Genomic DNA, 19,689 nt, shown 5'->3' with positions numbered 1-19,689 from the left:
GGGGTGGACAGCAGCATCCCGGCCCCGCGCGTGGCCGTCGTCGTCGTCGCCGCCGGGAGCGGCACCCGTCTGGGCGCCGGACTTCCGAAGGCGTTCGTCGCCCTCGGCGGCCGTACCCTGCTCGAGCGCTCGCTGGGCTCCGTACGCGGGATGGCCGAGCCGGCGCAGACGATCGTCGTCGCCCCGTCCGAGCGGCTGGAGGAGGCGCGGACGATCGTCGCCGGCGCGCTCGGCTCCCTCGCCCCGTCGGCGGTGGTCGCCGGAGGGGAGACGCGCCAGCGGTCGGTGGCCGCCGGGCTGGCGGCGCTGGCCCCCGACGTCGAGGTCGTGCTCGTGCACGACGCCGCCCGCGCGTTGACCCCGCCCTCGCTGTTCGACGCCGTGGTCGCCGCTGTCCGGCACGCCGGTCACGGCATCATCCCGGGCCTGCCGGTGAGCGACACGATCAAGCGCGTTTCTCCCGACGGGGAGGTGCACGAGACGGTCGACCGGTCGGCGCTCTCCGCCATCCAGACCCCGCAGGGGTTCCCGCGCGACCAGCTGCTCGCCGCCTACGCTGCGGCGACGAGCGACGAGACCGATGACGCCGGCCTGGTCGCCGCAGGAGGGCATCCCGTGTCGGTCGTCCCCGGCGACGCGCACGCCTTCAAGATCACGACGCCGTGGGACCTGCGGCGGGCCGAGGAACTCCTGAACGGAGGCCGGGCCGAGCCCCCCACGCCGCGGATCGGCTTCGGAAGCGACACGCACGGGTTCGATCCCGCCGCCGAGCTCTGGCTTGCAGGCCTGCACTGGCCGGGGGAGGACGGGCTCGCCGGGCACAGCGACGGGGACGCGGTCGCGCACGCCATCGTCGACGCCCTGCTCTCGGCGGCCGCGCTCGGCGACATCGGCACCGTCTTCGGCACCGACGACCCCCGGCTCGCGGACGCCCGCGGCGTCGTCTTCCTCGCCGAAGCGCGCCGCCTGGTCGAAGAGGCGGGCTACCGGATCGGCAACGTGACCGCTCAGATCGTCGGCAACAGGCCGACGTTCTCACCCCGTCGGGCGGAGGCCCAGGAGGCCCTGGCCGCCGTGCTCGGCGCCCCGGTCTCGCTCTCGGCGACCACCACGGACGGCCTCGGCTTCACCGGCCGAGGGGAGGGCGTCGCCGCGCTCGCCACGGCGTTGTTGCTGCCGCGCTGAGCGCCGGCAGCGCGCGGCCCGTAGGCTGTATGCCGTGACTCTGCGACTCTACGACACGAAGGCCGGCGCCCTGCGCGACTTCGTCCCCCTCCGCCCCGGCGCCGTGGGGATGTACGTGTGCGGACCGACCGTCCAGTCGTCGCCGCACATCGGACACCTGCGCTCCGCCCTCGTCTACGACCAGCTCCGTCGCTGGTTCACCTACCGCGGGCTCGACGTCACGCTGGTGCGCAACGTCACCGACATCGACGACAAGATCCTCCTGAACGCGGAGGCCGCCCGCGCCGAGGGCAGCAGCGAGGAGTGGTGGGCGCTCGCCTACCGGTTCGAGCTGGAGTTCACCGCGGGGTACACCGCGCTCGGCGTGCAGCCGCCGACCTACGAGCCGCGGGCGACGGCCAGCATCCCGCAGATGCAGCGGATCATCGAGCGCCTGATCGACAACGGGCACGCCTACCCGGCCGCAGACGGCTCGGGCGACGTGTACTTCGACGTGAAGAGCTGGCCCGCCTACGGCGAGCTGACACGGCAGAGCATCGACAACATGGAGGCGGCGGCCGACGCCGACCCGCGCGACAAGCGCGACCCGCGCGACTTCGCCCTCTGGAAGGGCCGCAAGGCCGACGAGCCCGAGTCCGCGTCGTTCCCGTCCCCCTGGGGAGAGGGAAGGCCCGGCTGGCACATCGAGTGCTCCGCGATGTCGCGCCGCTATCTCGGGCCGCAGTTCGACATCCACGGCGGCGGCCTCGACCTCCGCTTCCCGCATCACGAGAACGAGCTCGCGCAGTCGACGGCGGCCGGGGATGCCTTCGCGAACTACTGGGTGCACAACGGGCTCGTGCACGTCAACGGACAGAAGATGAGCAAATCGCTCGGCAACTCGGTCTACGCGGCCGACCTGCTCGCCGCCGCGCGTCCGCTCGTCGTCCGCTACTACCTCGGCTCGGCGCACTACCGCTCGACCATCGACTTCCACGACGGCTCCCTCGCCGAGGCGGAGGCGGCCCTCGATCGCATCGCCGGGTTCTTCGAGCGCGTCGACCGACGGCTCACCGGCACCCGTTTCGCCGGCACGGGCGCGGAGGTCGTCCCCGACGCCTTCGCGGAGGCGATGGACGACGACCTCGCCGTGCCGCAGGCGCTCGCCGTGCTGCACGACACCGTGCGTTCAGGAAACGCGGCGCTGGATGCGGAAGACTTGGAGGCCGCCGCCATCGCGCGCGGCCAGGCCCTCGCGATGACCGAGGTGCTGGGCATCAACCCGCTGTCCCCGCAGTGGAGCCGTGCCGGATCGTCCGCCGCCGACGCGGCGCTCGGCCAGCTGGTCTCCCGACTGCTCGACGACCGACAGGCCGCCCGGCAGGCCCGCGACTTCACGGCCGCCGACCGCATCCGCGACGAACTGATCGGCGCGGGCATCACCATCGAAGACACCCCGACGGGGTCGCATTGGAGCATCGAAGCATGAAGAGTTCGGGTGGCAAGCCGCGCGGCGGCGCCGTGAGGAAGGGGCGCAAGGGCGCCCAGGTCGGCAGCGGCGGCAACGGGCGCCGCGCGCTCGAAGGCAAGGGGCCGACGCCGAAGGCCGAGGACCGCGAGTACCACGTCGCGCACAAGAACAAGGTGCTGCGCGAGCGCGCGGCCGCGAAGCAGGCGGGCCGCGGCGGGCGCGACGCCGCCCCGCGTGGCGCTTCGGGAGCCTCCCGCCGGGCGAAGAGCGGAGACGAGAGCGAGATCGTGACCGGCCGCAACTCGGTCCTCGAGGCACTGCGCGCGCGCATCCCGGCCACGACGCTCTACATCGCCGCGCGCGTGGAGATGGACGACCGGATGAAGGAGATCCTCTCGATCGCCACCGGCCGCGCCATCCCGGTGCTCGAGATCATGCGCCCCGAGCTGGACCGGCTCGCGGGCCGTGACGCCGTGCACCAGGGCGTGGCGCTCAAGGTTCCGCCGTACGAGTACGCACACCCGGGGGAGCTGCTCGATCTCACGATCCGCAAGAACGAGACCCCGCTCTTCGTCGCGCTCGACGGCATCACCGACCCGCGCAACCTGGGCGCGATCATCCGCTCGACCGCCGCGTTCGGCGGCCAGGGCGTCATCATCCCGCAGCGCCGCTCGGTCGGCATGACGGCCTCGGCGTGGAAGACCTCGGCCGGTGCCGCGGCGCGCACCCCGGTCGCGATGGCGGCCAACCTGACTCAGACGCTCAAGGCGTTCAAGCAGGCGGGCGTGTTCGTCCTCGGACTCGATGGCGGCGGCGATGTGTCGCTCCCCGGGCTCACGTTCGCCGACCGTCCCGTCGTGATCGTGGTCGGCAGCGAAGGCAAGGGACTCTCGCGTCTCGTCACCGAGACCTGCGATGCGGTCGTCTCCATCCCGATCAGCGCGGCGACCGAGTCGCTGAACGCCGGCATCGCCGTCAGCGTCACCCTGTACGAGATCGCCAAGCTCCGCGCCGAGTCCTCCGGCTCCACCGCGTAGCCGCGTCCGCGACGACGACGCCGAGAACCGCCGCGGCCGCAGGGAACCTGCGGCCGCGGCGGTTTCGTGTCGCGGGCGGTCAGAGCACGTGGGAGAGGAACGTGCGGGTGCGCTGGTGTCGGGGGTCGGCGATCATGGCGCGGGGGTCGCCCGACTCGACGACCACGCCGCCGTCCATGAAGACGAGGGTGTCGCCGACCTCGCGCGCGAAGCCGATCTCGTGGGTGACGACGACCATCGTCATGCCGGACTGCGCCAGGCCCTTCATCACGTCGAGCACCTCGCCGACGAGCTCGGGGTCGAGCGCCGAGGTGGGCTCGTCGAAGAGCATCAGCTTCGGGTCCATCGCCAGGGCGCGAGCGATGGCCACGCGCTGCTGCTGACCGCCCGACAGCTGGCCGGGGTAGGCGTTGGCTTTGGCACCGAGCCCGACGCGGTCGAGGAGCTCGCGGGCGCGCGCGGCGGCCTGCGCGGGCTTCTGGCCGCCGACCATGATCGGAGCGGTCGTGATGTTCTCCAGCACCGAGAGATGCGGGAACAGGTTGAACCGCTGGAACACCATCCCGATGTCCCGGCGCTGCGCCGCCGCCTGGGTGGGCGTGAGATCGTGCAGGCGGTCGCCCACCTGCCGGTACCCGATGAGCGAGCCGTCGACGAGGATGCGCCCGCCGTCGATGCCCTCGAGGTGGTTGATGCAGCGCAGGAAGGTGGACTTGCCGGAGCCGGACGGGCCGATCACGCACACGACCTCGCCCTGATGCACGTCCAGAGAGACGCCGCGGAGGACATGGTGGTCGCCGTAGGCCTTGTGGACCTCCTCTGCGCGCACCATCGGGAGCGCGCCGGTCGCGGTGCCGCTCATCTGCCCGCTCCTTCCGTGTGGGTCGGGTCGGCCGGGGCGGTGTCGATCGCCGCCGTGCCTCCCGGCGCCGTCGCACTGACGGCCTCGGTATCGGGCATCGGCTCCGGCACGTGGCCGCCGCCGCGCTGGTCGAAGCCGCGCGCGAATCGCCGTTCGAGGAAGAGCTGGCCGACCATCATGATCGATGTGAACGCGAGGTACCAGACCGAAGCGACCAGCAGCAGGGGGATGGGGTTGAGCGTCTCGGCCGAGATGTCGCGCGAGCGGGTGTAGAGGTCGAGGCTGAAGGGAACGGCCGTGACGAGCGACGTGGTCTTCAGCATCGAGATGACCTCGTTGCCGGTCGGCGGGATGATGACGCGCATCGCCTGGGGGAGGACGATCTTCCGCATCGTCTGCGCCCGCGTGAGGCCGAGCGCGGTCGACGCCTCCTTCTGCCCGGTGTCGACCGACAGCAGGCCGGCGCGCACGATCTCGGCCATGTAGGCCGCCTCGTTGAGGGCGAGTCCGAAGACGGCGATCCAGAACACGTCGAACAGGTCGATGCTCTCGAACACGAGCCACGGCTGCTGGAACGGGATGCCGATCTCGATGGTCTTGTAGATGGTCGAGAGGAGGCCCCAGAAGACCAGCTGGACGTACACCGGCGTGCCGCGGAAGATCCAGATGAAGATGCCGGACGCCCAGCGCACGATGTAGTTCGGACTCTGCCGCATCACGGCAAGCAGCACACCGAGCAGCACCGCGATCACCATGGAGAGCACCGTGAGCAGCAGGGTCACGCCCGCGGCCTGCACGATGCGCGGGTCGAACAGGTACTCGGCGAAGGCCGGCCAGTCGTAGGCCTCGCGACGGCCGGCGTCGATCACGAACAGCACGATCGCGAGGAGGATGACGACCGCGGCCACGGCACGCCACGGGTGCCGGACGGGTGTCGAGCGGATGGCCGGGGCGCCGGTCACCGGGTGGAGGCCCGGTTCGGTGGAGCGCCGACGGCCGGCACCGCGCGGGGCGGTGCCGACCTCCGGGGCGCTATTCGGTCGCGCCATTGATCTGCATCGTGTCGAGCGCGCCGTTCTCGACGCCCCAGAAGGTGAGGATCTTCGTGTAGCTGCCGTCCTTCTGGAGGTCCTGCAGCGCGGCGAGGATGGCGTCCGCGAACTGCCCGCGGTCCTTCTTGACCGGCGTGCCGGAGAGGAGGGAGTCGTAGATCGGCGAGGTGACGAGCTTGCCCTTGCTGAGCTTGGCCGCGTAGCCGATCACGGGGGAGTCGGCGACCATGGCGTCCGCGCGGCCCAACGTCACCGCGGCGGTGGCGTCGTCCTGCGTGTCGTACCCGAGCTGTGTGACCTTCTCCTTGCCGGCGGCTTCGCACTTCTTGTCGATCTCGGGCAGGTAGACCAGCGGAGCCGATCCGCCGTTCTGCACGGCGACCTTCAGGCCGCACACGTCGAGCTCGTCCGTGATGGGCTTGTCCGCGGGGGAGGCGAACTGGTTTCCCGCGGTGAAGAAGTCCACCATGTCGAGCGTCTCCTCGCGCTTCTTGGTGTCGTAGTAGCCGCCGAGGCCCATGTCGTACTTCTCACCGAGGATGCTCGGGACGATGTTGTCGAACTTCGCGACGCGGTAGTCGGTCTTCACTCCGAGCTTCGCCGCGACGGCGTCGATGAGGTCGATCTCCCAGCCGATGGGTGCGCCGTCCTTGTCTTTGAACTCATTGGGGGCGTAGGTCGGGTCGACGCCGACGACGAGCTTCCCGGCCTTCTGGATGTCGGCCGGGAGCAGCGCGGCGGCCGCGTCGAGCTTCTCGATCGTGAGGTCCTTCAGTGCGGTCTGCCGGTCCGCGCTGCCCGCGGCGCCGCTGGAGCAGCCGGTGAGCACGGCGGCGACGGCGGCCATGGCGAGGACGGTGAGGGTGCGATTTCTCATGGTGCTGTCTCCTTGGGGGTGTGCTGTGCGGGGCGGGACCGTCAGCTCGCGACAGGGAGGGCCGCGTACACGGACTCCCCGGCGACGAAGGTCTCGATGGTGCGGGTGTCGGCGATCGTATCCGCGGGGTGGGCGAACGGATCGCGGTCGACGACGGCCAGGTCGGCCCAGTAGCCCACCGCGATCGACCCGGTGGAGTCGTCGCGGCCGTTGATGCGTGCGGCGCCGCTGGTGTAGGCGCGCAGGGCGTCGGCCAGAGGCAGGCTCTCGCTCGGGAGGAACGCCTCGGCGTTGTGATCGGGGTGCCAGGCCGGCAGACGGCGGTTGACCGCCACATGGATGCCGAGCCAGGGGTCCGGACTCGTGACCGGCCAGTCCGAGCCGGCGCAGAGGTGCGCGCCGGCCCCGAGCAGGGAGCCGAACGGGTACTGGGTGGTGGTGCGCTCGGCTCCGAGCAACGGGACGTTCAGCTCGACCATCTGCGGGTCGTAGCAGGCCCACAGCGGCTGGATGTTGGCGGCGACGCCGAGGGAGGCGAACCGTGCGTGGTCGTCCGGATGGACGACCTGCAGGTGTGCGATGTGGTGCAGGAGGCCGCTGTCGCCGTTCGCGGCGCGGGCGGCGGCCACGGCATCCAGGGACTCGCGAACGCCGCGGTCGCCGATGGCATGGAAGTGCACCTGCAGGCCGAGCGCGTCGAGGCGCGAGACGTAGTCGGCCAGCAGCGCCGGGTCCACGAACGAGAGGCCGTCGTCGTGGGTCTCGCCGGGGCCGCACTGGTGCACGTAGGGCTCGATCATCGCGGCTGTCCGGTTCTCCACGATGCCGTCCTGCATGACCTTCACCGTCGTGACGCGGAACCGCTCGTCCTGGAAGCGCTCCCGCAGGCCCAGGATGCGGGCGATCTGCTCCGGGCCGCGCTCGCGTTCCCACCAGATGGCGCCGTTCACGCGCGCCTTCAGCCGGTCCTCGTCCATCGCACGCTGGTACGCGTCCACGATGCCCGCGGAGTGGTTGCCGTAGTCGCCGATGAGTGCGTCCTGCCAGCCGGTGATCCCGAACGAGTGCAGGTAGCGCTGGGCTTCCAGGAGCCCGTCGTACTGCTCGTCGGAGGTGGCAGCGGGCGCGAGACGCAGCACGAGCATCCGTGCGCCCTCGTGGAGCGTTCCGGTCGGCTCGCCGGCGGCGTCGCGCTCGATGCGCCCGTCGACGGGGTCGGGGGTGTGGCGGTCGATCCCGGCGCGACGGAGGGCCTCCGAGTTGACCCACGCGCTGTGGTGGTCCCGGTTGGAGATGACCATCGGCCGTCCCGTGCCCAGCGCGTCGAGGTCGGCGGCGAGCGGCGCTCCGCCCGCGAAGGCGGCCTGCTGCCAGCCTCCGCCGACGATCCAGCCGCGCTCGGGGTTCGCCGCCGCGTACTCGGCGATGATGCGCAGGTAGTCCTCTCGCGTCCAGCCGGAGGAGAGGTCGCAGTGGAGACGCTCGACACCCGCCTCGACCGGGTGCACGTGGGAGTCGATGAGGCCGGGGAGCAGGAGGCGTCCGGTGAGGTCGACGACCCGCGTGCCCGCGGCGATGCCCGCGGCGACGTCGTCCCCGAGCACGGCGATGCGTCCGCCGACCACACCGACGTCGAGGCGCCGGGGTGCGTCCGAGACGCCGTCGAAGACCATGCCGTCGACGAACGCGAGGTCGAGCTCCACTGCCACGTGCCACCCATCTCTTCGTCGCCGCACCCGCGCGGCGAAGGAGGAAACGTCCGGGAAATCCGAACTGAATCGATTAAGAACTTGATCGATTAATCTGGGACTATACAATGCGAGGGAGCCGCGATGCAATCGAGGCTCCCGAGCCCGTCGCGGCGGGCCGTCCGGTGCGGAGAGGAGCGTTCGATGGCGAGCACGACGCTGGCCGACATCGCCGAGCGCGCCGGCATCTCAGCAGCCGCCGTCTCGCTCGCTCTGAACGGAAAGAAGGGCGTCTCGGAGGAGACCAGGGCGCGCGTCCTCGCCATCGCGAAGGAGTCCGGCTACCGCATCAACCGGCTGGGCCGCGCGCTGCGGCAGTCGCGTGCCGGAGCCGTCGGCCTCTACCTGCCGGAGTCGGCCGTGCACTTCGGCTACTACACGGAGACGACCCTCGGCCTGACCGAGCGCCTGCACGAGGCCGACCTGTCCCTCCTCATCGTCCCGAGCACCCCGACGAGCCCCCGTATCGAGTCCTTCCCTCCCGTGGACGGCTTCATCCTGATCGAACCGCACTCCGACGACGAGGGCGCCGCGATGATCCTCGGGCAGGAGCTCCCCGTCGTCACGGGGGACGCGCCCCCTCCCGGCTTCCCCGACCCGTGGGGCATCGTCGAGTCGCCCAACACCCGCACGACCCGCGACGTGCTCGATCGGTTCGTCGCCCACGGCGCGGCCCGGCCTGGCCTGCTGCTGGTCGAGCAGGTCTCCGCCTGGGCGCAGGAGCTCGAGGGCGCCTATCGCGCGTGGTGCGCCGAGCGCCGCCTGGAGCCGCGGGTGCTGCTGACCACCATCCACGAGGAGAACGCGACCCTGGCGCGTCGCCTCGCCGAGTGGACCGGCCCGGAGGGCGTCGACGCCGTCCTGGTCGGCGCCGACGGGGTGGCGGTGCGCGTCGCCGGTCTCCTGCGCACACTCGGGCTGCGCCCGGGAGCCGACATCAAGCTGGTCTCGGGCGTGGACAGCCTGATCATGGAGTTCCACACCCCGCCCATCACCTCGGTCGACCTCCAGCCGCGCGCCTTCGGCCGAGCGTGCGGCGAACTGCTGCTCGAGCTGATGGACGACGACCGCCCGGCCGAGACCGTCCGGCGCGGACTCGACGCCGTGCTGCGGGTGCGCGAGTCGGGATGAGGGCCCGGACCGCGGGTAGCGGAGGACGCGGGCGACGTTTCGTGACGAATCTCCTCCGTCACCGAGCCTCAGACCTTCGAGCGCCAGTCGTCCGCGTCGTCGTCGTCATCGTCCAGGCCGGCGGCGCGACGGATGGTCGGGATGCTCATCGTGTCGGTCGCTGGGGCGATCACCGTGGCCTCGTCCCGGCGATGGCGGAGCACGTCGTTGATGTACGAGGTGAGGGCCTCGGCGAGCGGCACGTCGCGACCCTCGTGCTGCGACATGAACCAGCGGTGCTCCAGCAACTGGTGGAACACCTCCGCCGGCTCGAGCTTGCCCTTGAGGTCGGCCGGGATGGCGCGGATCACGGGCTCGAACACACGCATGAGCCACTCGTGGGCCATGGCTTCCTCGTCCAGCCCCTCCTTGCCGAGTGTCGCGGCATAGGAGTCGAGGTCGTTGAGCAGGCGGCGCGCCTGGTTCTCGCCGGTGTCGAGACCGGTGAGCCGCAACAGGCGCCGCTGGTGGTGCCCGGCGTCGACGACCTTCGGCTGGATGCGGACGGTCGTGCCCTCGTCGGAGGTCTTGATCGCCAGCTCCTCGATGTCGAAGCCCAGCTCGTTGAGGCGCTCGACGCGCTGGCTGATGCGCCAGCGCTCGGACGACGAGAAGGACTCGCTGCCCGTCAGCTCCTTCCAGAGCGAACGGTACGCGGCGACGATGCCGTTGGACACCTTGATCGGGTCGAGGTCCTCGTCGATCCGGCCGCCGGCCTCGAGGTCCATCAGCTCGCCGGCGATGTTCACGCGCGCGATCTCCAGGTCGTTCTCGCGCTGGCCGTTGGAGAGCCCGTCGTAGAGCTGCCCCGTCTCGGCATCCACCAGGTAGGCGGCGAACGCGCCGGCATCGCGGCGGAAGAGCGTGTTGGAGAGCGAGACATCGCCCCAGAAGAAGCCGACGATGTGCAGCCGGACCAGGAGCACCGCGAGCGCGTCGACAAGACGGGTCGCTGTGTCGGGCCGCAGAGTCTGCGAGAACAGCGCGCGGTAGGGGAGCGAGAACTTGAGGTGGCGGGTGACCAGGGCGGCGTTCAGCTCGTTGCCGTCGTCGTCCGTGCGGTTCTTGATGACGGCGACCGGGTCGACGCAGGGCACGTCGAGGCGCTGCAGCGTGCGCAGCATGTCGTATTCGCGCTGTGCCATCTCGGCCGTCGTCTCCTTGATGGCGATGACGTACCCGGAGAGGTTCGCGAATCGGACCAGGTGCCGGCTGATGCCTTTCGGCAGGAGCGCGATGTGCTCGGCGGACCACTGGTCGAGCGGGACGTTCCAGGGGAGGTCGAGCAGCGCGGGGTCGACGGTCGCCGCGGTGATGTTGACGGAGCCGGCCATGAGGATGCCTTCCGGGTTCGGTGCTGACGGGGAAAGCACTCTGCCGCAGCCCGGGAACCGGACTGCGGCAGAGTGTGATTCCTTCTGAGGAGCCTAGTGCGCGACCTCAGTCGACGACGGCGCCGCCGAGGCGCTCGCCCGACTCGGCGTGGAACGCGTGCACGTGACCCGGCTTCGGGGTGATGTACACGGTGTCGCCGGCGTTCGGGTGAACGCGGCCGTCGACGCGACCGACGATGTCGGTGCGCTTGCCGTCGACCTCCGAGTGGCCGTACAGGTAGCCGTCGGCGCCGAGCTCCTCGACGAGGTCGACCGTCACCTTGAGGCCGCTGCCCTCGGTGGACGACACGACGACGTCCTCCGGGCGGACGCCGATGGTGACGGCGGAGCCGGCTGCCGCGAGGATGTCCCGCTCGACCGGGACGATCGCGTTGCCGAACTTGATGCCGCCGTCGGTCACGTCGGCCGAGAACAGGTTCATGGCCGGGCTGCCGATGAAGCCGGCGACGAAGACGTTCTTCGGCTGCGCGTACAGGTCGCGCGGGGTGCCGACCTGCTGCAGGACGCCGTCCTTGAGGACCGCGATGCGGTCGCCCATGGTCAGGGCCTCGGTCTGGTCGTGGGTGACGTAGACGGTCGTGACACCCAGGCGGCGGGTCAGCGACGCGATCTGCGTGCGGGTCTGGACGCGGAGCTTGGCGTCGAGGTTCGACAGCGGCTCGTCCATGAGGAACACCTGGGGGGAGCGGACGATCGCGCGGCCCATGGCGACGCGCTGACGCTGACCACCGGAGAGCGCCTTCGGCTTGCGGCCGAGGTACGGCTCCAGGTCGAGCAGCTTGGCGGCTTCGAGGACCCGGCTGGCGCGCTCCTCCTTGCCGACACCGGCGATCTTGAGCGCGAAGCCCATGTTCTCGGCGACCGTCATGTGCGGGTAGAGCGCGTAGTTCTGGAACACCATCGCGATGTCGCGGTCCTTCGGCGGGACGTCGGTGACGTTGCGCTCGCCGATGAAGATGTTGCCGTCGTTGACCTCTTCCAGACCCGCGAGCATGCGGAGGGAGGTCGACTTGCCGCAACCCGAGGGGCCGACGAGGACGAGGAACTCGCCGTCCGCGATGTCGAGGTCGAGCGCGTCCACGGCGGGACGGTTGGAACCCGGGTAGAGCCGGGTCGCCTTGTCATAGGTGACAGTCGCCATTTTCTCTTCTTCTCCTTCACCGGCAGGTACGTGCCGGACGATCCGTTGTGATGGATGAACGTGGCGTCGACGTCCGTAGGGCATCAGCGCCGCAATCCCCCATAATATGGCATCGGCGAGGGTGTCGACGACCGCTCCCGGTTCGAGGCGCCGCCGTCGTGCTCCGCGCGTCCAGCGACCGTCTGGTCTATTCCCAGACTGGGTGAATACGATCGACCGGTTGCGTGCGTTCCCCGGTGCGCGACGCCGCCGCTGCGTCCCCCTGCGCAGCCCCGATCGACCCCGAGAGTGTGATTCCCCCATGACCGACCCCGACGAGAACGGCGACGTCCGTGCAGTCGCGCGGGAGAAAGCCCGCCAGCTCCGCACATCTCAGCAGCGCAAGGACCGCCGCAACCGCGCGCTGATCGGCGGTGGGATCGCGGTCGGCGTTCTGGCCGTCGTCGCCATCGTCGCCGTCGTCATCGTCGGCGCCATCCGCCCGACGGTCCCCGGCCCGAAGAACATGGCCAGCGACGGCGTCGTGATCGGCGCAGGCCTGAAGGTCGCCACGACTCCGGCCCTCGCGGCCGACTCGAAGCCCATCGCGACCACGCCGGACCCCAATGCCGCCGCCGTCGACATCCGTATCTACGCCGACTATCTCTGCGACCTCTGCGGAGACTTCCAGCGCACCAACCTCGAGCAGCTCGAGCCGCTCGTGAAGGACGGTGCGGTGATCGTCGAGATGCACCCGGTCGCCATCTACACCAGCCACTCCGCCGGGACGAAGTACTCGCTCCGGGCCGCGAACGCCGCCGCCTGCGTGGCCAACTATTCGCCGGCGGCATACTGGAAGTTCAACGCGTCGCTGTTCGAGAAGCAGCCCAAGGAGGGCAGCCCCGGTCTCAGCGACCAGGAGCTCAAGAAGCGCGTCGCCGCGGCGGGCGCCACGAGCATCTCGAGCATCGACTCCTGCATCGACGACGGCCGGTTCAAGTCCTGGGTCACGTCGGCGAGCGACCGTGCCCTCAGCGGACCGCTGCCCGACTCCGATGTCAAGAAGATGACGAACGCGCTCCTCGTCCTCGTCAACGGCAAGCCGTACACCGGCTCCCTCACCGACGCGGACGACTTCAAGGCGTTCATCCTGCAGGCCCAGGGCGACGAGTACTCCTCGACCGCCACGCCGACGCCGACGACGACACCGGCCGCGGGCTGATCCTCTCGGAACGGTTCCACCCCATCCCGTAGGATGGTGGGCGACGGGCCAGCCGTCGTCGCCGGCTTAGCTCAGTTGGTAGAGCACTCGCCTTGTAAGCGAGCGGTCGCGGGTTCGAGTCCCGCAGCCGGCTCCGTTCGTCTCCTCCCTCCCTCCCTCCCCGCCTCCTCGGGTTCGTGCGGCGCTCTTGTCGCGCTGCTGTCGCATGCCTATGATCGGTGTGCGATATCAGAACCCGCTGTTCGATAATCGAACAAGCCCCACAGCGAAGTGAGGAATGCCCGTGCAGTTCCACCACCACGGCTACGTGTCCGGAGATCCCCGTGTGCAGCCCGTCGCAGGCGCCGGCATCGATCGTCCCGACGAACTGCCCGACGAAGTCGACGTGCTCATCGTCGGGTCCGGACCCGCCGGCATGATCGCCGCTGCGCAGCTGTCGCAGTTCCCGAGTGTCACGACGCGCATCGTCGAACGGCGGCCGGGACGGCTGGCGATCGGTCAGGCCGACGGCATCCAGGCACGCAGCGTGGAGACCTTCGACGCCTTCGGCTTCGCGGAGCGCATCATCGGCGAGGCGTACCGGATCACCGAGATGGCGTTCTGGAAGCCGGACCCGGAGGACCCCTCGCGCATCCATCGCGCCGCCCGTGCCGTCGACGACCCGACAGGCATCAGCGAATGGCCGCACCTGATCGTCAACCAGGCGCGCGTGCTCGACTACTTCGCCGAGTTCATGGCCGACGCCCCCACGCGCATGCGCCCCGACTACGGCTACGAGTTCGTGGGGCTCACGGTGGCCGAGGAGGGCGAGCATCCCGTGACCGTGCGCCTCGTGCACATGGCGGGCGAGCAGGCGGGTGCGGAGCGGATCGTTCGGGCCAAATACGTCCTGGGTGCGGACGGTGCGCGGAGCAGGGTGCGCGAGTCCATCGGGTGCACGCTCGCGGGCGACCAGGCGAACCACGCCTGGGGCGTCATGGATGTGCTCGCGGTCACCGATTTCCCGGACATCCGCACGAAGTGCTCCATCCAGTCGGAGGGCGGCAATATCCTCCTAATCCCGCGTGAGGGCGGCCATTTGTTCCGGATGTACGTGGATCTGGGGGAGGTGCAGGAGGGGGACAACGGTGCCGTGCGGGCGACGACGATCGACCAGATCATCGCGCGCGCGAACGAGATCCTCCACCCGTACGTGCTCGACGTGAAGAACGTCGCCTGGCACAGCGTCTACGAGGTCGGCCACCGCCTCACCGACCGGTTCGACGACGTGCTTCCCGCGCAGCGCGGCTCGCGCGTCCCCCGGGTGTTCATCGCCGGGGACGCCTGCCACACCCACAGCGCGAAGGCGGGCCAGGGGATGAACGTCTCGATGCAGGACGGCTTCAACCTCGGCTGGAAGCTCGGGCACGTCCTCGACGGCCGCAGTCCGGAGAGTCTGCTCGCGACCTACTCGGCCGAGCGGCAGGTGATCGCCCAGAACCTCATCGACTTCGACCGCGAATGGTCGTCCCTCATGGCGGCGAAGCCCGAGGAGCTCGGCGACCCCACCGAGCTCGAGGACTTCTACGTGCGCACGGCCGAGTTCCCGGCCGGGTTCATGACGCAGTACCCGCCGAGCCTTCTCATCGGGGAGGCCGCCCACCAGGAGCTGGCCTCCGGATTCCCGCTGGGCAAGCGGTTCAAGTCGCCCATCGCGACGCGCGTCTGCGACGGAAACCCGGTCCACCTCGGGCACCACGCGAAGGCGGACGGGCGCTGGCGCATCTACGTGTTCGCGGACGCGGCCCGTGCGGGGGAGCCGTCGCCCGTCGCCGACCTCGCCGCCTGGCTCGAGGGCGACCCCGCCTCACCGGTCGTCGTCTCGACGCCCGATGGCGCCGATCGGGACGCCCATTTCGACGTGAAGGTCGTCTATCAGCAGCCGCACACCGAGGTCGATCTGAATGCCGTGCCCGCGATGTTCCGGCCGCGCGTGGGGCCGTTCGGCCTGATCGACCAGGAGAAGGTGTACGCGGCCGACCCCGCCGCCGACGTGTTCGAGGAGCGCGGGATCGACCGAGGCGGCGCGATCGTCGTCGTGCGCCCGGATCAGTACGTGGCACACGTGCTGCCCCTGACGGGCGTCGACGAGCTCGCCGCATTCTTCGCGCCGATCCTGGCGGTCCGGCAGTCGGCGGCCGTCTGACGACCCCTCGATTCTGAAACGTACCGTTATCCCCGTATGGTGGACTGAGTCGTCCACCCGGGGGAGGGTCCGTGAGTCACAGGCGTGCCACCGCCCTGATCGTCGTCATCCTCGTGCTCGTCGGTCTGGCGCTCGTCGCGTTCGGAACGTGGGCGGTGATGAACGGCGAGACCGGCGCCGGTCATGGCGCCGGTCTCGACGCCGGCCCGAGCGGCATGCGCGGCGCGGCCGCTGGCTGGGACTGATCCGTCGCGGGCGTCGAGGCGGCCGAGAATCGGCCGCCTCGACGCTTTCGTGCGTACTTCGGGCCGTCTGGGCGGGGCGCCGCCGGGCGGCGCGGCGCGTCAGCGCGCGGCGTGCTCGTGGGCGAGGTACGCGTCGAGGGTGGTCGCGCGGTGGCGGCGTGCGGCGGATTCGATCTCGTCGACCGGCGCCCCGGCCTCGATGAGTGCGACGATGGTCTCGTGCTCGCGCACCGACTCCTGTGCGCGCCCCGGGACGAAGGCGAACGTGGAGTTGCGGAGGTTGCCCAGTCGTCCCCACTCGGCCTCCACGAGATCGAGAAGCCGGCCGTTCGGGCACGGGGCGTACAGGGTCGCGTGGAACTCGTGGTTGAGGGCGGTGAACGCGCCCGGGTCGAAGTGGTCGAGGCTTGCGACCATGCGGTCGTTGATGTCGCGGGCACGACGCAGGTCGCCGGAGGTCAGCGACCGGGAAGCGAGGGCGGTCGCCACGCCCTCGAGGACGGCGAGCGTCTGCATGCTGAACGCGTACTGCGACTCGTCGACCATCGCGACCCGCGCGCCGACGTTGCGCTCGAAGGTGACGAGGCCCTCCGCCTCCAGCTGGCGCAGTGCTTCGCGCACCGGGACCACGCTCATGTCGAGCTCCGCCGCGATCGCGCCGAGGACGAGCCGGTAGCCGGGCGTGTACTCGCGCCGCGCGATCCTCGCCTTGACCCAGTCGTAGGCGGCGCGGGACTTGCTCTGCGTTCGTTCGTCGGTCGCCATCGAAAGGCGATCATATCCGGCTCAGGCGAGGGGTCGAAATATCCGAAATCGTATCATATACTATCCGCATCCCTCCCGAGCCCCGCTGCTCGGCACTGACGACGACGTCGATCGAAGGAGTAACCCCGAATGAGCACACAGCCGTCCTCGAACCAGCCGGCCCCGCCCCCGTCCGCCGCGTTCACGCCGACCGGGAGCTTCGCGGCCAGAACGGACCGGCGGAGGGTGGTGTTCGCGACCGTTGTGGGCACGACCGTCGAGTGGTACGACTTCTTCATCTACGCGTCGGCGGCGGCCCTGGTGTTCGGCCAGCTGTTCTTCGAACCGGCCGGCCCGCAGTTCGCGACCATCCTGTCGTTCCTCACCGTGGGCGTCAGCTTCCTCTTCCGGCCGCTCGGGGCGTTCGTCGCCGGGCACCTGGGCGACAAGTACGGCCGTCGGCTCGTGCTCATGGTCACGCTCATCCTCATGGGTGCGGCGACGGCGCTCGTCGGGCTCCTTCCCACTTACGCGGCCATCGGCATCGCCGCGCCGATCCTGCTCGTGCTGCTGCGCATCGTGCAGGGCATCTCGGCCGGCGGCGAGTGGGGAGGCGCGGTGCTGATGGCCGTGGAGCACGCGCCGACCGCCCGCCGCGGCCTGTTCGGCGCCTCGCCGCAGATCGGAGTGCCGCTGGGGCTGCTCCTGGCGTCGGGCACGATGGCCCTGATAGCGGTGATCGCCCCCGGGGACGCCTTCCTCGTCTGGGGCTGGCGGGTGCCGTTCCTGCTGTCGATCGTGCTCATCCTGATCGGCTACTACGTGCGCCGCCGCGTCGAGGAGAGCCCCGTCTTCCTCGAGATCGCGGAGCGCAAGGAGCGGACCCGCACCCCGATCGTGCAGCTGTTCCGCAGGCACGCGCTCCTCGTCGTGATCGCTGCGCTGATCTTCGCGGGCAACAACGCGGTCGGGTACATGACCACGGGCGGCTACATCCAGAACTACGCCACGAACCCGGACGGCCCGCTGGCGCTCGACCGCGGCCCCGTGCTCTGGGCGGTCGCCGGTTCGGCGGTCACCTGGCTGCTGTCGACCTGGTACGCGGGTCGGCTGAGCGACGCGATCGGCCGCCGCACGACCTACATCGCCGGGTGGATCCTGCAGCTCGTCGGCGTCTTCTCGCTGTTCCCGCTGGTGAACACCGGCAACATCTGGCTGCTGTTCCTCGGCGTCGCCGTGCTGACCGTCGGCCTCGGCTTCACCTACGGGCCGCAGGCGGCGTACTACGCGGAGCTCTTCCCCGCGTCGGTGCGCTTCTCCGGGGTGTCGATCTCGTACGCGATCGGAGCCATCCTCGGCGGAGCATTCGCGCCCACCATCGCCACCGCTCTCGTGCAGGCGACCGGGTCGACGTTCTCGGTGACGCTGTACCTGGCCGGGATGACGGTCATCGGGCTGATCGCGACCCTCCTGCTGCGCGACCGCACAGGCATCCCGCTGGGTCCCGACCACGAGGCAGAGCAGGCGCGCTCCGCGATCTACGGCGCCCGCTAGCCGTTGATGCGGACGATCTCCTCCTGGTAGGGAGCGACCACGGTGGGGGAGACGCGCAGGTCGAGGAGCAGGAAGGGCCGCTCGTCCGCGGGCCGTGCGACCCAGTCGGCGAGGACGGCGAGGTCGTCGAGCGAGCGGACGACCGCCGCCTCGGCGCCGACGGCACGGGCGAGACCGGCGAAGTCGACGGTGGGGATGAGCATGGGAGCCTCCGCGAGGCCTTTGCGGCCATACACGTGCACTTCAGCACCGTAAGCCGCGTCGTTCCACACCACGGCGACGGCGTGCCCGCCTGCGACGCGAACGGCCGACTCCAGATCGGCCAGCGCCATCAGGCCGCCGCCGTCGCCGGTGGTCAGCACGACCGTCGACGCGGGGTGCGCGACCGCCGCGCCGGCCACGCTCGGGAAGCCCAGGCCGATCGACTGGTACGCCGTGCCGACCATCATCATCCGGTCGGGGGAGGCGACCGGCCAGTACATGTTCGCCCAGCCGATGAAGTGGCCGCCGTCGGAGACCACGACACGGTCCTCCGGCAGCAGCTCGCCGATGCGGGCAGCGGCCGCCCGGGGGTCGAGGAGGCCGTCGGGGGCGAGGCCGTCGGCGGATCCGTGCTCGCGCTCGCGGAGAGCGGGCAGGTCGAGGGTCTCCCGCCAGCCCGAGGCGCGGGCGCCGCGGTCGCGGAGCTCGGCGACCAGCGCCTCCGCCACGATGCGCGCGTCGCCGCGGACGTAGACGCCCACGTGCGGGTGGGTGGCGGCTGCCGCGACGTCCACCTGCACGACGTGCGTGCCCGGTGCGAACAGGTCGCCGAACCGCATCGTGAACTGGTTGAGGGAGGCCCCGAAGACGACGGCCGTGTCGGCCTCCCTGATCGCCGCCATGGCGCCCTCCGCGCCGAATCCTCCCGTCACCCCGAGGTCGTATCGCTCGTCGGGGAACACACCGCGGCCGAGCGCGGTGGTCGCCGTGGCAGCGCCGGTCGCCTCGGCCAGGTCGCCGAGGGCGTCGCCGGCCCCGGCGATCCACGCGCCGCGTCCGGCGAGGAGCACGGGGCGCTGCGCCTGTGCGAGTGCGGCCGCGACCGCCGAAACCGTCGCGGCCGCGAACGGGCCGGTCGGGCGGAGGGCCGAGGGGAGGACGGGCTGCGGGGCGGGCGGGATGGGTCCGGCCTCGCGCGTGGCGATATCGTAGGGGATCGCCAGCACGGTCGGCACACGATAGGTGAGGGCGTGTTCGACGGCGATCATCGTCGTGGCCGCCGCGTCCGTCCTGCCCACCGTGTACGTGCGCGCCCCCACGGCGGACGCCAGCGCGATCTGGTCGACGCCCCACGGCCGCGGCCCCGACGTGGGCTCGTCGCCCACGAGCAGGATGAGGGGGATGCGCGCCTGCACCGCCTCGGCCAGCGCCGTCAATGTGTTCGTGAAACCGGCGCCGTAGGTGGCCGTCGCAGCGGCGAGCCCGCCCGAGGCGCGATGGAAGGCGTCGGCCGCGACCACGGCTCCACCCTCGTGGCGCATGGCCGTGTACGGGACCACCGCCTGCCGCTCGAGCGCGTCGAGCACGTAGGCGTTGCCGTTGCCCATCACCCCGAAGACGTGCTGGACGTGGCTGGCGAGGGTGGCGGCGACGTGAGCGGAGACGGAGGGCATGGCGTGGCCTTTCGAGACGGACGGATACGAGCTTCCGTATGTGTCTCGCGCGCGCATCCCCGCGCGCGCCTCGTGCCCCTTTTGCGAGCATCGGCGGGTGGCCCGCCGGACGAAGGCAGTATATCCGGCTCAGCTCGCCGGGAGACGTCTTCGATCCTCCGGAACTCCGGACTTCCGTGTCGACGCGCC

At 70.7% G+C, this 19,689-nt stretch carries 16 protein-coding genes and 1 tRNA gene; 9 read left to right on the top strand and 8 right to left on the bottom strand.

Annotated elements, in window-relative coordinates:
• Window positions 1–3 precede the first annotated feature (3 nt).
• Genes ispD through rlmB form a run of 3 tightly spaced genes read left to right on the top strand, consistent with a single transcriptional unit; the run spans window position 4 to window position 3,672 of the window.
• Complete coding sequence (ispD, locus tag IT072_RS15355; RefSeq protein ID WP_223357722.1) at window positions 4–1,185, top strand: 2-C-methyl-D-erythritol 4-phosphate cytidylyltransferase; 1,182 nt, start codon at window positions 4–6, stop codon at window positions 1,183–1,185.
• Between the two features lie 34 nt (window positions 1,186–1,219).
• Window positions 1,220–2,653 carry a cysteine--tRNA ligase gene (cysS, locus tag IT072_RS15350; RefSeq protein WP_223357721.1) on the top strand — a complete coding sequence of 478 codons (1,434 nt, stop codon included), beginning with the start codon at window positions 1,220–1,222 and terminating at the stop codon, window positions 2,651–2,653.
• Window positions 2,650–3,672 (top strand): 23S rRNA (guanosine(2251)-2'-O)-methyltransferase RlmB, encoded by a 1,023-nt coding sequence (gene rlmB, locus IT072_RS15345; protein ID WP_223357720.1) that lies wholly within the window; start codon window positions 2,650–2,652, stop codon window positions 3,670–3,672. Before cysS ends, rlmB begins: the two co-directional genes overlap by 4 nt.
• A 79-nt stretch (window positions 3,673–3,751) precedes the next feature.
• On the opposite strand, the gene IT072_RS15340 is transcribed toward rlmB, so the two are convergent.
• From IT072_RS15340 to IT072_RS15325, 4 genes are read right to left on the bottom strand one after another with little or no spacing between them, the layout of a single operon-like run.
• A complete protein-coding gene (locus IT072_RS15340) occupies window positions 3,752–4,534 on the bottom strand; it encodes an amino acid ABC transporter ATP-binding protein (RefSeq protein ID WP_308443826.1) in 783 nt (260 codons plus the stop codon).
• Entirely contained in the window at window positions 4,531–5,583 is a 1,053-nt protein-coding gene (locus IT072_RS15335; protein WP_223357719.1) for an amino acid ABC transporter permease, read from the bottom strand. The genes IT072_RS15340 and IT072_RS15335 overlap by 4 nt, the downstream gene beginning before the upstream one ends.
• Window positions 5,567–6,463 carry an ABC transporter substrate-binding protein gene (locus IT072_RS15330; RefSeq protein ID WP_223357718.1) on the bottom strand — a complete coding sequence of 299 codons (897 nt, stop codon included), beginning with the start codon at window positions 6,461–6,463 and terminating at the stop codon, window positions 5,567–5,569. Before IT072_RS15330 ends, IT072_RS15335 begins: the two co-directional genes overlap by 17 nt.
• A 41-nt stretch (window positions 6,464–6,504) precedes the next feature.
• Window positions 6,505–8,172: an amidohydrolase gene (locus IT072_RS15325; protein ID WP_223357717.1), complete on the bottom strand. Its 1,668-nt coding sequence runs from the start codon at window positions 8,170–8,172 to the stop codon at window positions 6,505–6,507.
• Window positions 8,173–8,355: 183 nt separating this feature from the next.
• On the opposite strand from IT072_RS15325, the gene IT072_RS15320 reads away from it, so the two are divergent.
• Window positions 8,356–9,342: a LacI family DNA-binding transcriptional regulator gene (locus tag IT072_RS15320; RefSeq protein ID WP_223357716.1), complete on the top strand. Its 987-nt coding sequence runs from the start codon at window positions 8,356–8,358 to the stop codon at window positions 9,340–9,342.
• Between the two features lie 68 nt (window positions 9,343–9,410).
• Here the strand turns inward: IT072_RS15320 and IT072_RS15315 are convergent, their stop codons facing one another.
• A complete protein-coding gene (locus tag IT072_RS15315) occupies window positions 9,411–10,715 on the bottom strand; it encodes a DUF4032 domain-containing protein (protein WP_223357715.1) in 1,305 nt (434 codons plus the stop codon).
• 106 nt (window positions 10,716–10,821) lie between these two features.
• Entirely contained in the window at window positions 10,822–11,916 is a 1,095-nt protein-coding gene (locus tag IT072_RS15310) for an ABC transporter ATP-binding protein (protein WP_223357714.1), read from the bottom strand.
• A gap of 301 nt (window positions 11,917–12,217) precedes the next feature.
• Here IT072_RS15310 and IT072_RS15305 point away from each other — a divergent pair, with 301 nt between their 5' ends.
• The 4 genes from IT072_RS15305 to IT072_RS15290 all read left to right on the top strand — a co-directional run bounded on the left by IT072_RS15305 (window position 12,218) and on the right by IT072_RS15290 (window position 15,547).
• A complete protein-coding gene (locus IT072_RS15305; RefSeq protein WP_223357713.1) occupies window positions 12,218–13,117 on the top strand; it encodes a DsbA family protein in 900 nt (299 codons plus the stop codon).
• 60 nt (window positions 13,118–13,177) lie between these two features.
• Window positions 13,178–13,250: transfer RNA gene (locus IT072_RS15300), tRNA-Thr, on the top strand.
• Between the two features lie 150 nt (window positions 13,251–13,400).
• The gene (locus IT072_RS15295; RefSeq protein ID WP_223360996.1) at window positions 13,401–15,302 is read left to right on the top strand and encodes an FAD-binding monooxygenase; all 1,902 of its coding nucleotides are present in this window, start codon (window positions 13,401–13,403) and stop codon (window positions 15,300–15,302) included.
• Between the two features lie 71 nt (window positions 15,303–15,373).
• Complete coding sequence (locus IT072_RS15290; protein ID WP_223357712.1) at window positions 15,374–15,547, top strand: hypothetical protein; 174 nt, start codon at window positions 15,374–15,376, stop codon at window positions 15,545–15,547.
• A 99-nt stretch (window positions 15,548–15,646) separates the two neighbouring features.
• Here IT072_RS15290 and IT072_RS15285 read toward each other — a convergent pair whose 3' ends face one another.
• Window positions 15,647–16,312, bottom strand: a complete 666-nt coding sequence (locus IT072_RS15285; RefSeq protein ID WP_223357711.1) for a GntR family transcriptional regulator — start codon at window positions 16,310–16,312, stop codon at window positions 15,647–15,649.
• Between the two features lie 129 nt (window positions 16,313–16,441).
• Here IT072_RS15285 and IT072_RS15280 point away from each other — a divergent pair, with 129 nt between their 5' ends.
• Window positions 16,442–17,845: an MFS transporter gene (locus IT072_RS15280; RefSeq protein WP_223357710.1), complete on the top strand. Its 1,404-nt coding sequence runs from the start codon at window positions 16,442–16,444 to the stop codon at window positions 17,843–17,845.
• On the opposite strand, the gene IT072_RS15275 is transcribed toward IT072_RS15280, so the two are convergent.
• Entirely contained in the window at window positions 17,842–19,500 is a 1,659-nt protein-coding gene (locus IT072_RS15275) for a thiamine pyrophosphate-binding protein (RefSeq protein WP_223357709.1), read from the bottom strand. The genes IT072_RS15280 and IT072_RS15275 overlap by 4 nt on opposite strands.
• Window positions 19,501–19,689: the final 189 nt, after the last annotated feature.

The sequence above is a fragment of the Leifsonia sp. ZF2019 genome (assembly GCF_019924635.1).
In the GTDB taxonomy this organism is placed as follows: Bacteria; Actinomycetota; Actinomycetes; order Actinomycetales; family Microbacteriaceae; genus Leifsonia.
The sequence above is the reverse complement of the archived record's forward strand: the minus strand, read 5'-3'. Positions and strand labels throughout refer to the sequence as shown.

Coding starts and splice junctions, on each gene's coding strand:
- IT072_RS15340 (WP_308443826.1), bottom strand. CDS start 4,534: ATGAGCGGCACCGCGACCGGCGCGCTCCCGATGGTGCGCGCAGAGGAG.
- rlmB (WP_223357720.1), top strand. CDS start 2,650: ATGAAGAGTTCGGGTGGCAAGCCGCGCGGCGGCGCCGTGAGGAAGGGG.
- IT072_RS15280 (WP_223357710.1), top strand. CDS start 16,442: ATGAGCACACAGCCGTCCTCGAACCAGCCGGCCCCGCCCCCGTCCGCC.
- IT072_RS15305 (WP_223357713.1), top strand. CDS start 12,218: ATGACCGACCCCGACGAGAACGGCGACGTCCGTGCAGTCGCGCGGGAG.
- IT072_RS15320 (WP_223357716.1), top strand. CDS start 8,356: ATGGCGAGCACGACGCTGGCCGACATCGCCGAGCGCGCCGGCATCTCA.
- IT072_RS15310 (WP_223357714.1), bottom strand. CDS start 11,916: ATGGCGACTGTCACCTATGACAAGGCGACCCGGCTCTACCCGGGTTCC.
- IT072_RS15285 (WP_223357711.1), bottom strand. CDS start 16,312: ATGGCGACCGACGAACGAACGCAGAGCAAGTCCCGCGCCGCCTACGAC.
- IT072_RS15315 (WP_223357715.1), bottom strand. CDS start 10,715: ATGGCCGGCTCCGTCAACATCACCGCGGCGACCGTCGACCCCGCGCTG.
- IT072_RS15275 (WP_223357709.1), bottom strand. CDS start 19,500: ATGCCCTCCGTCTCCGCTCACGTCGCCGCCACCCTCGCCAGCCACGTC.
- IT072_RS15335 (WP_223357719.1), bottom strand. CDS start 5,583: ATGGCGCGACCGAATAGCGCCCCGGAGGTCGGCACCGCCCCGCGCGGT.
- IT072_RS15330 (WP_223357718.1), bottom strand. CDS start 6,463: ATGAGAAATCGCACCCTCACCGTCCTCGCCATGGCCGCCGTCGCCGCC.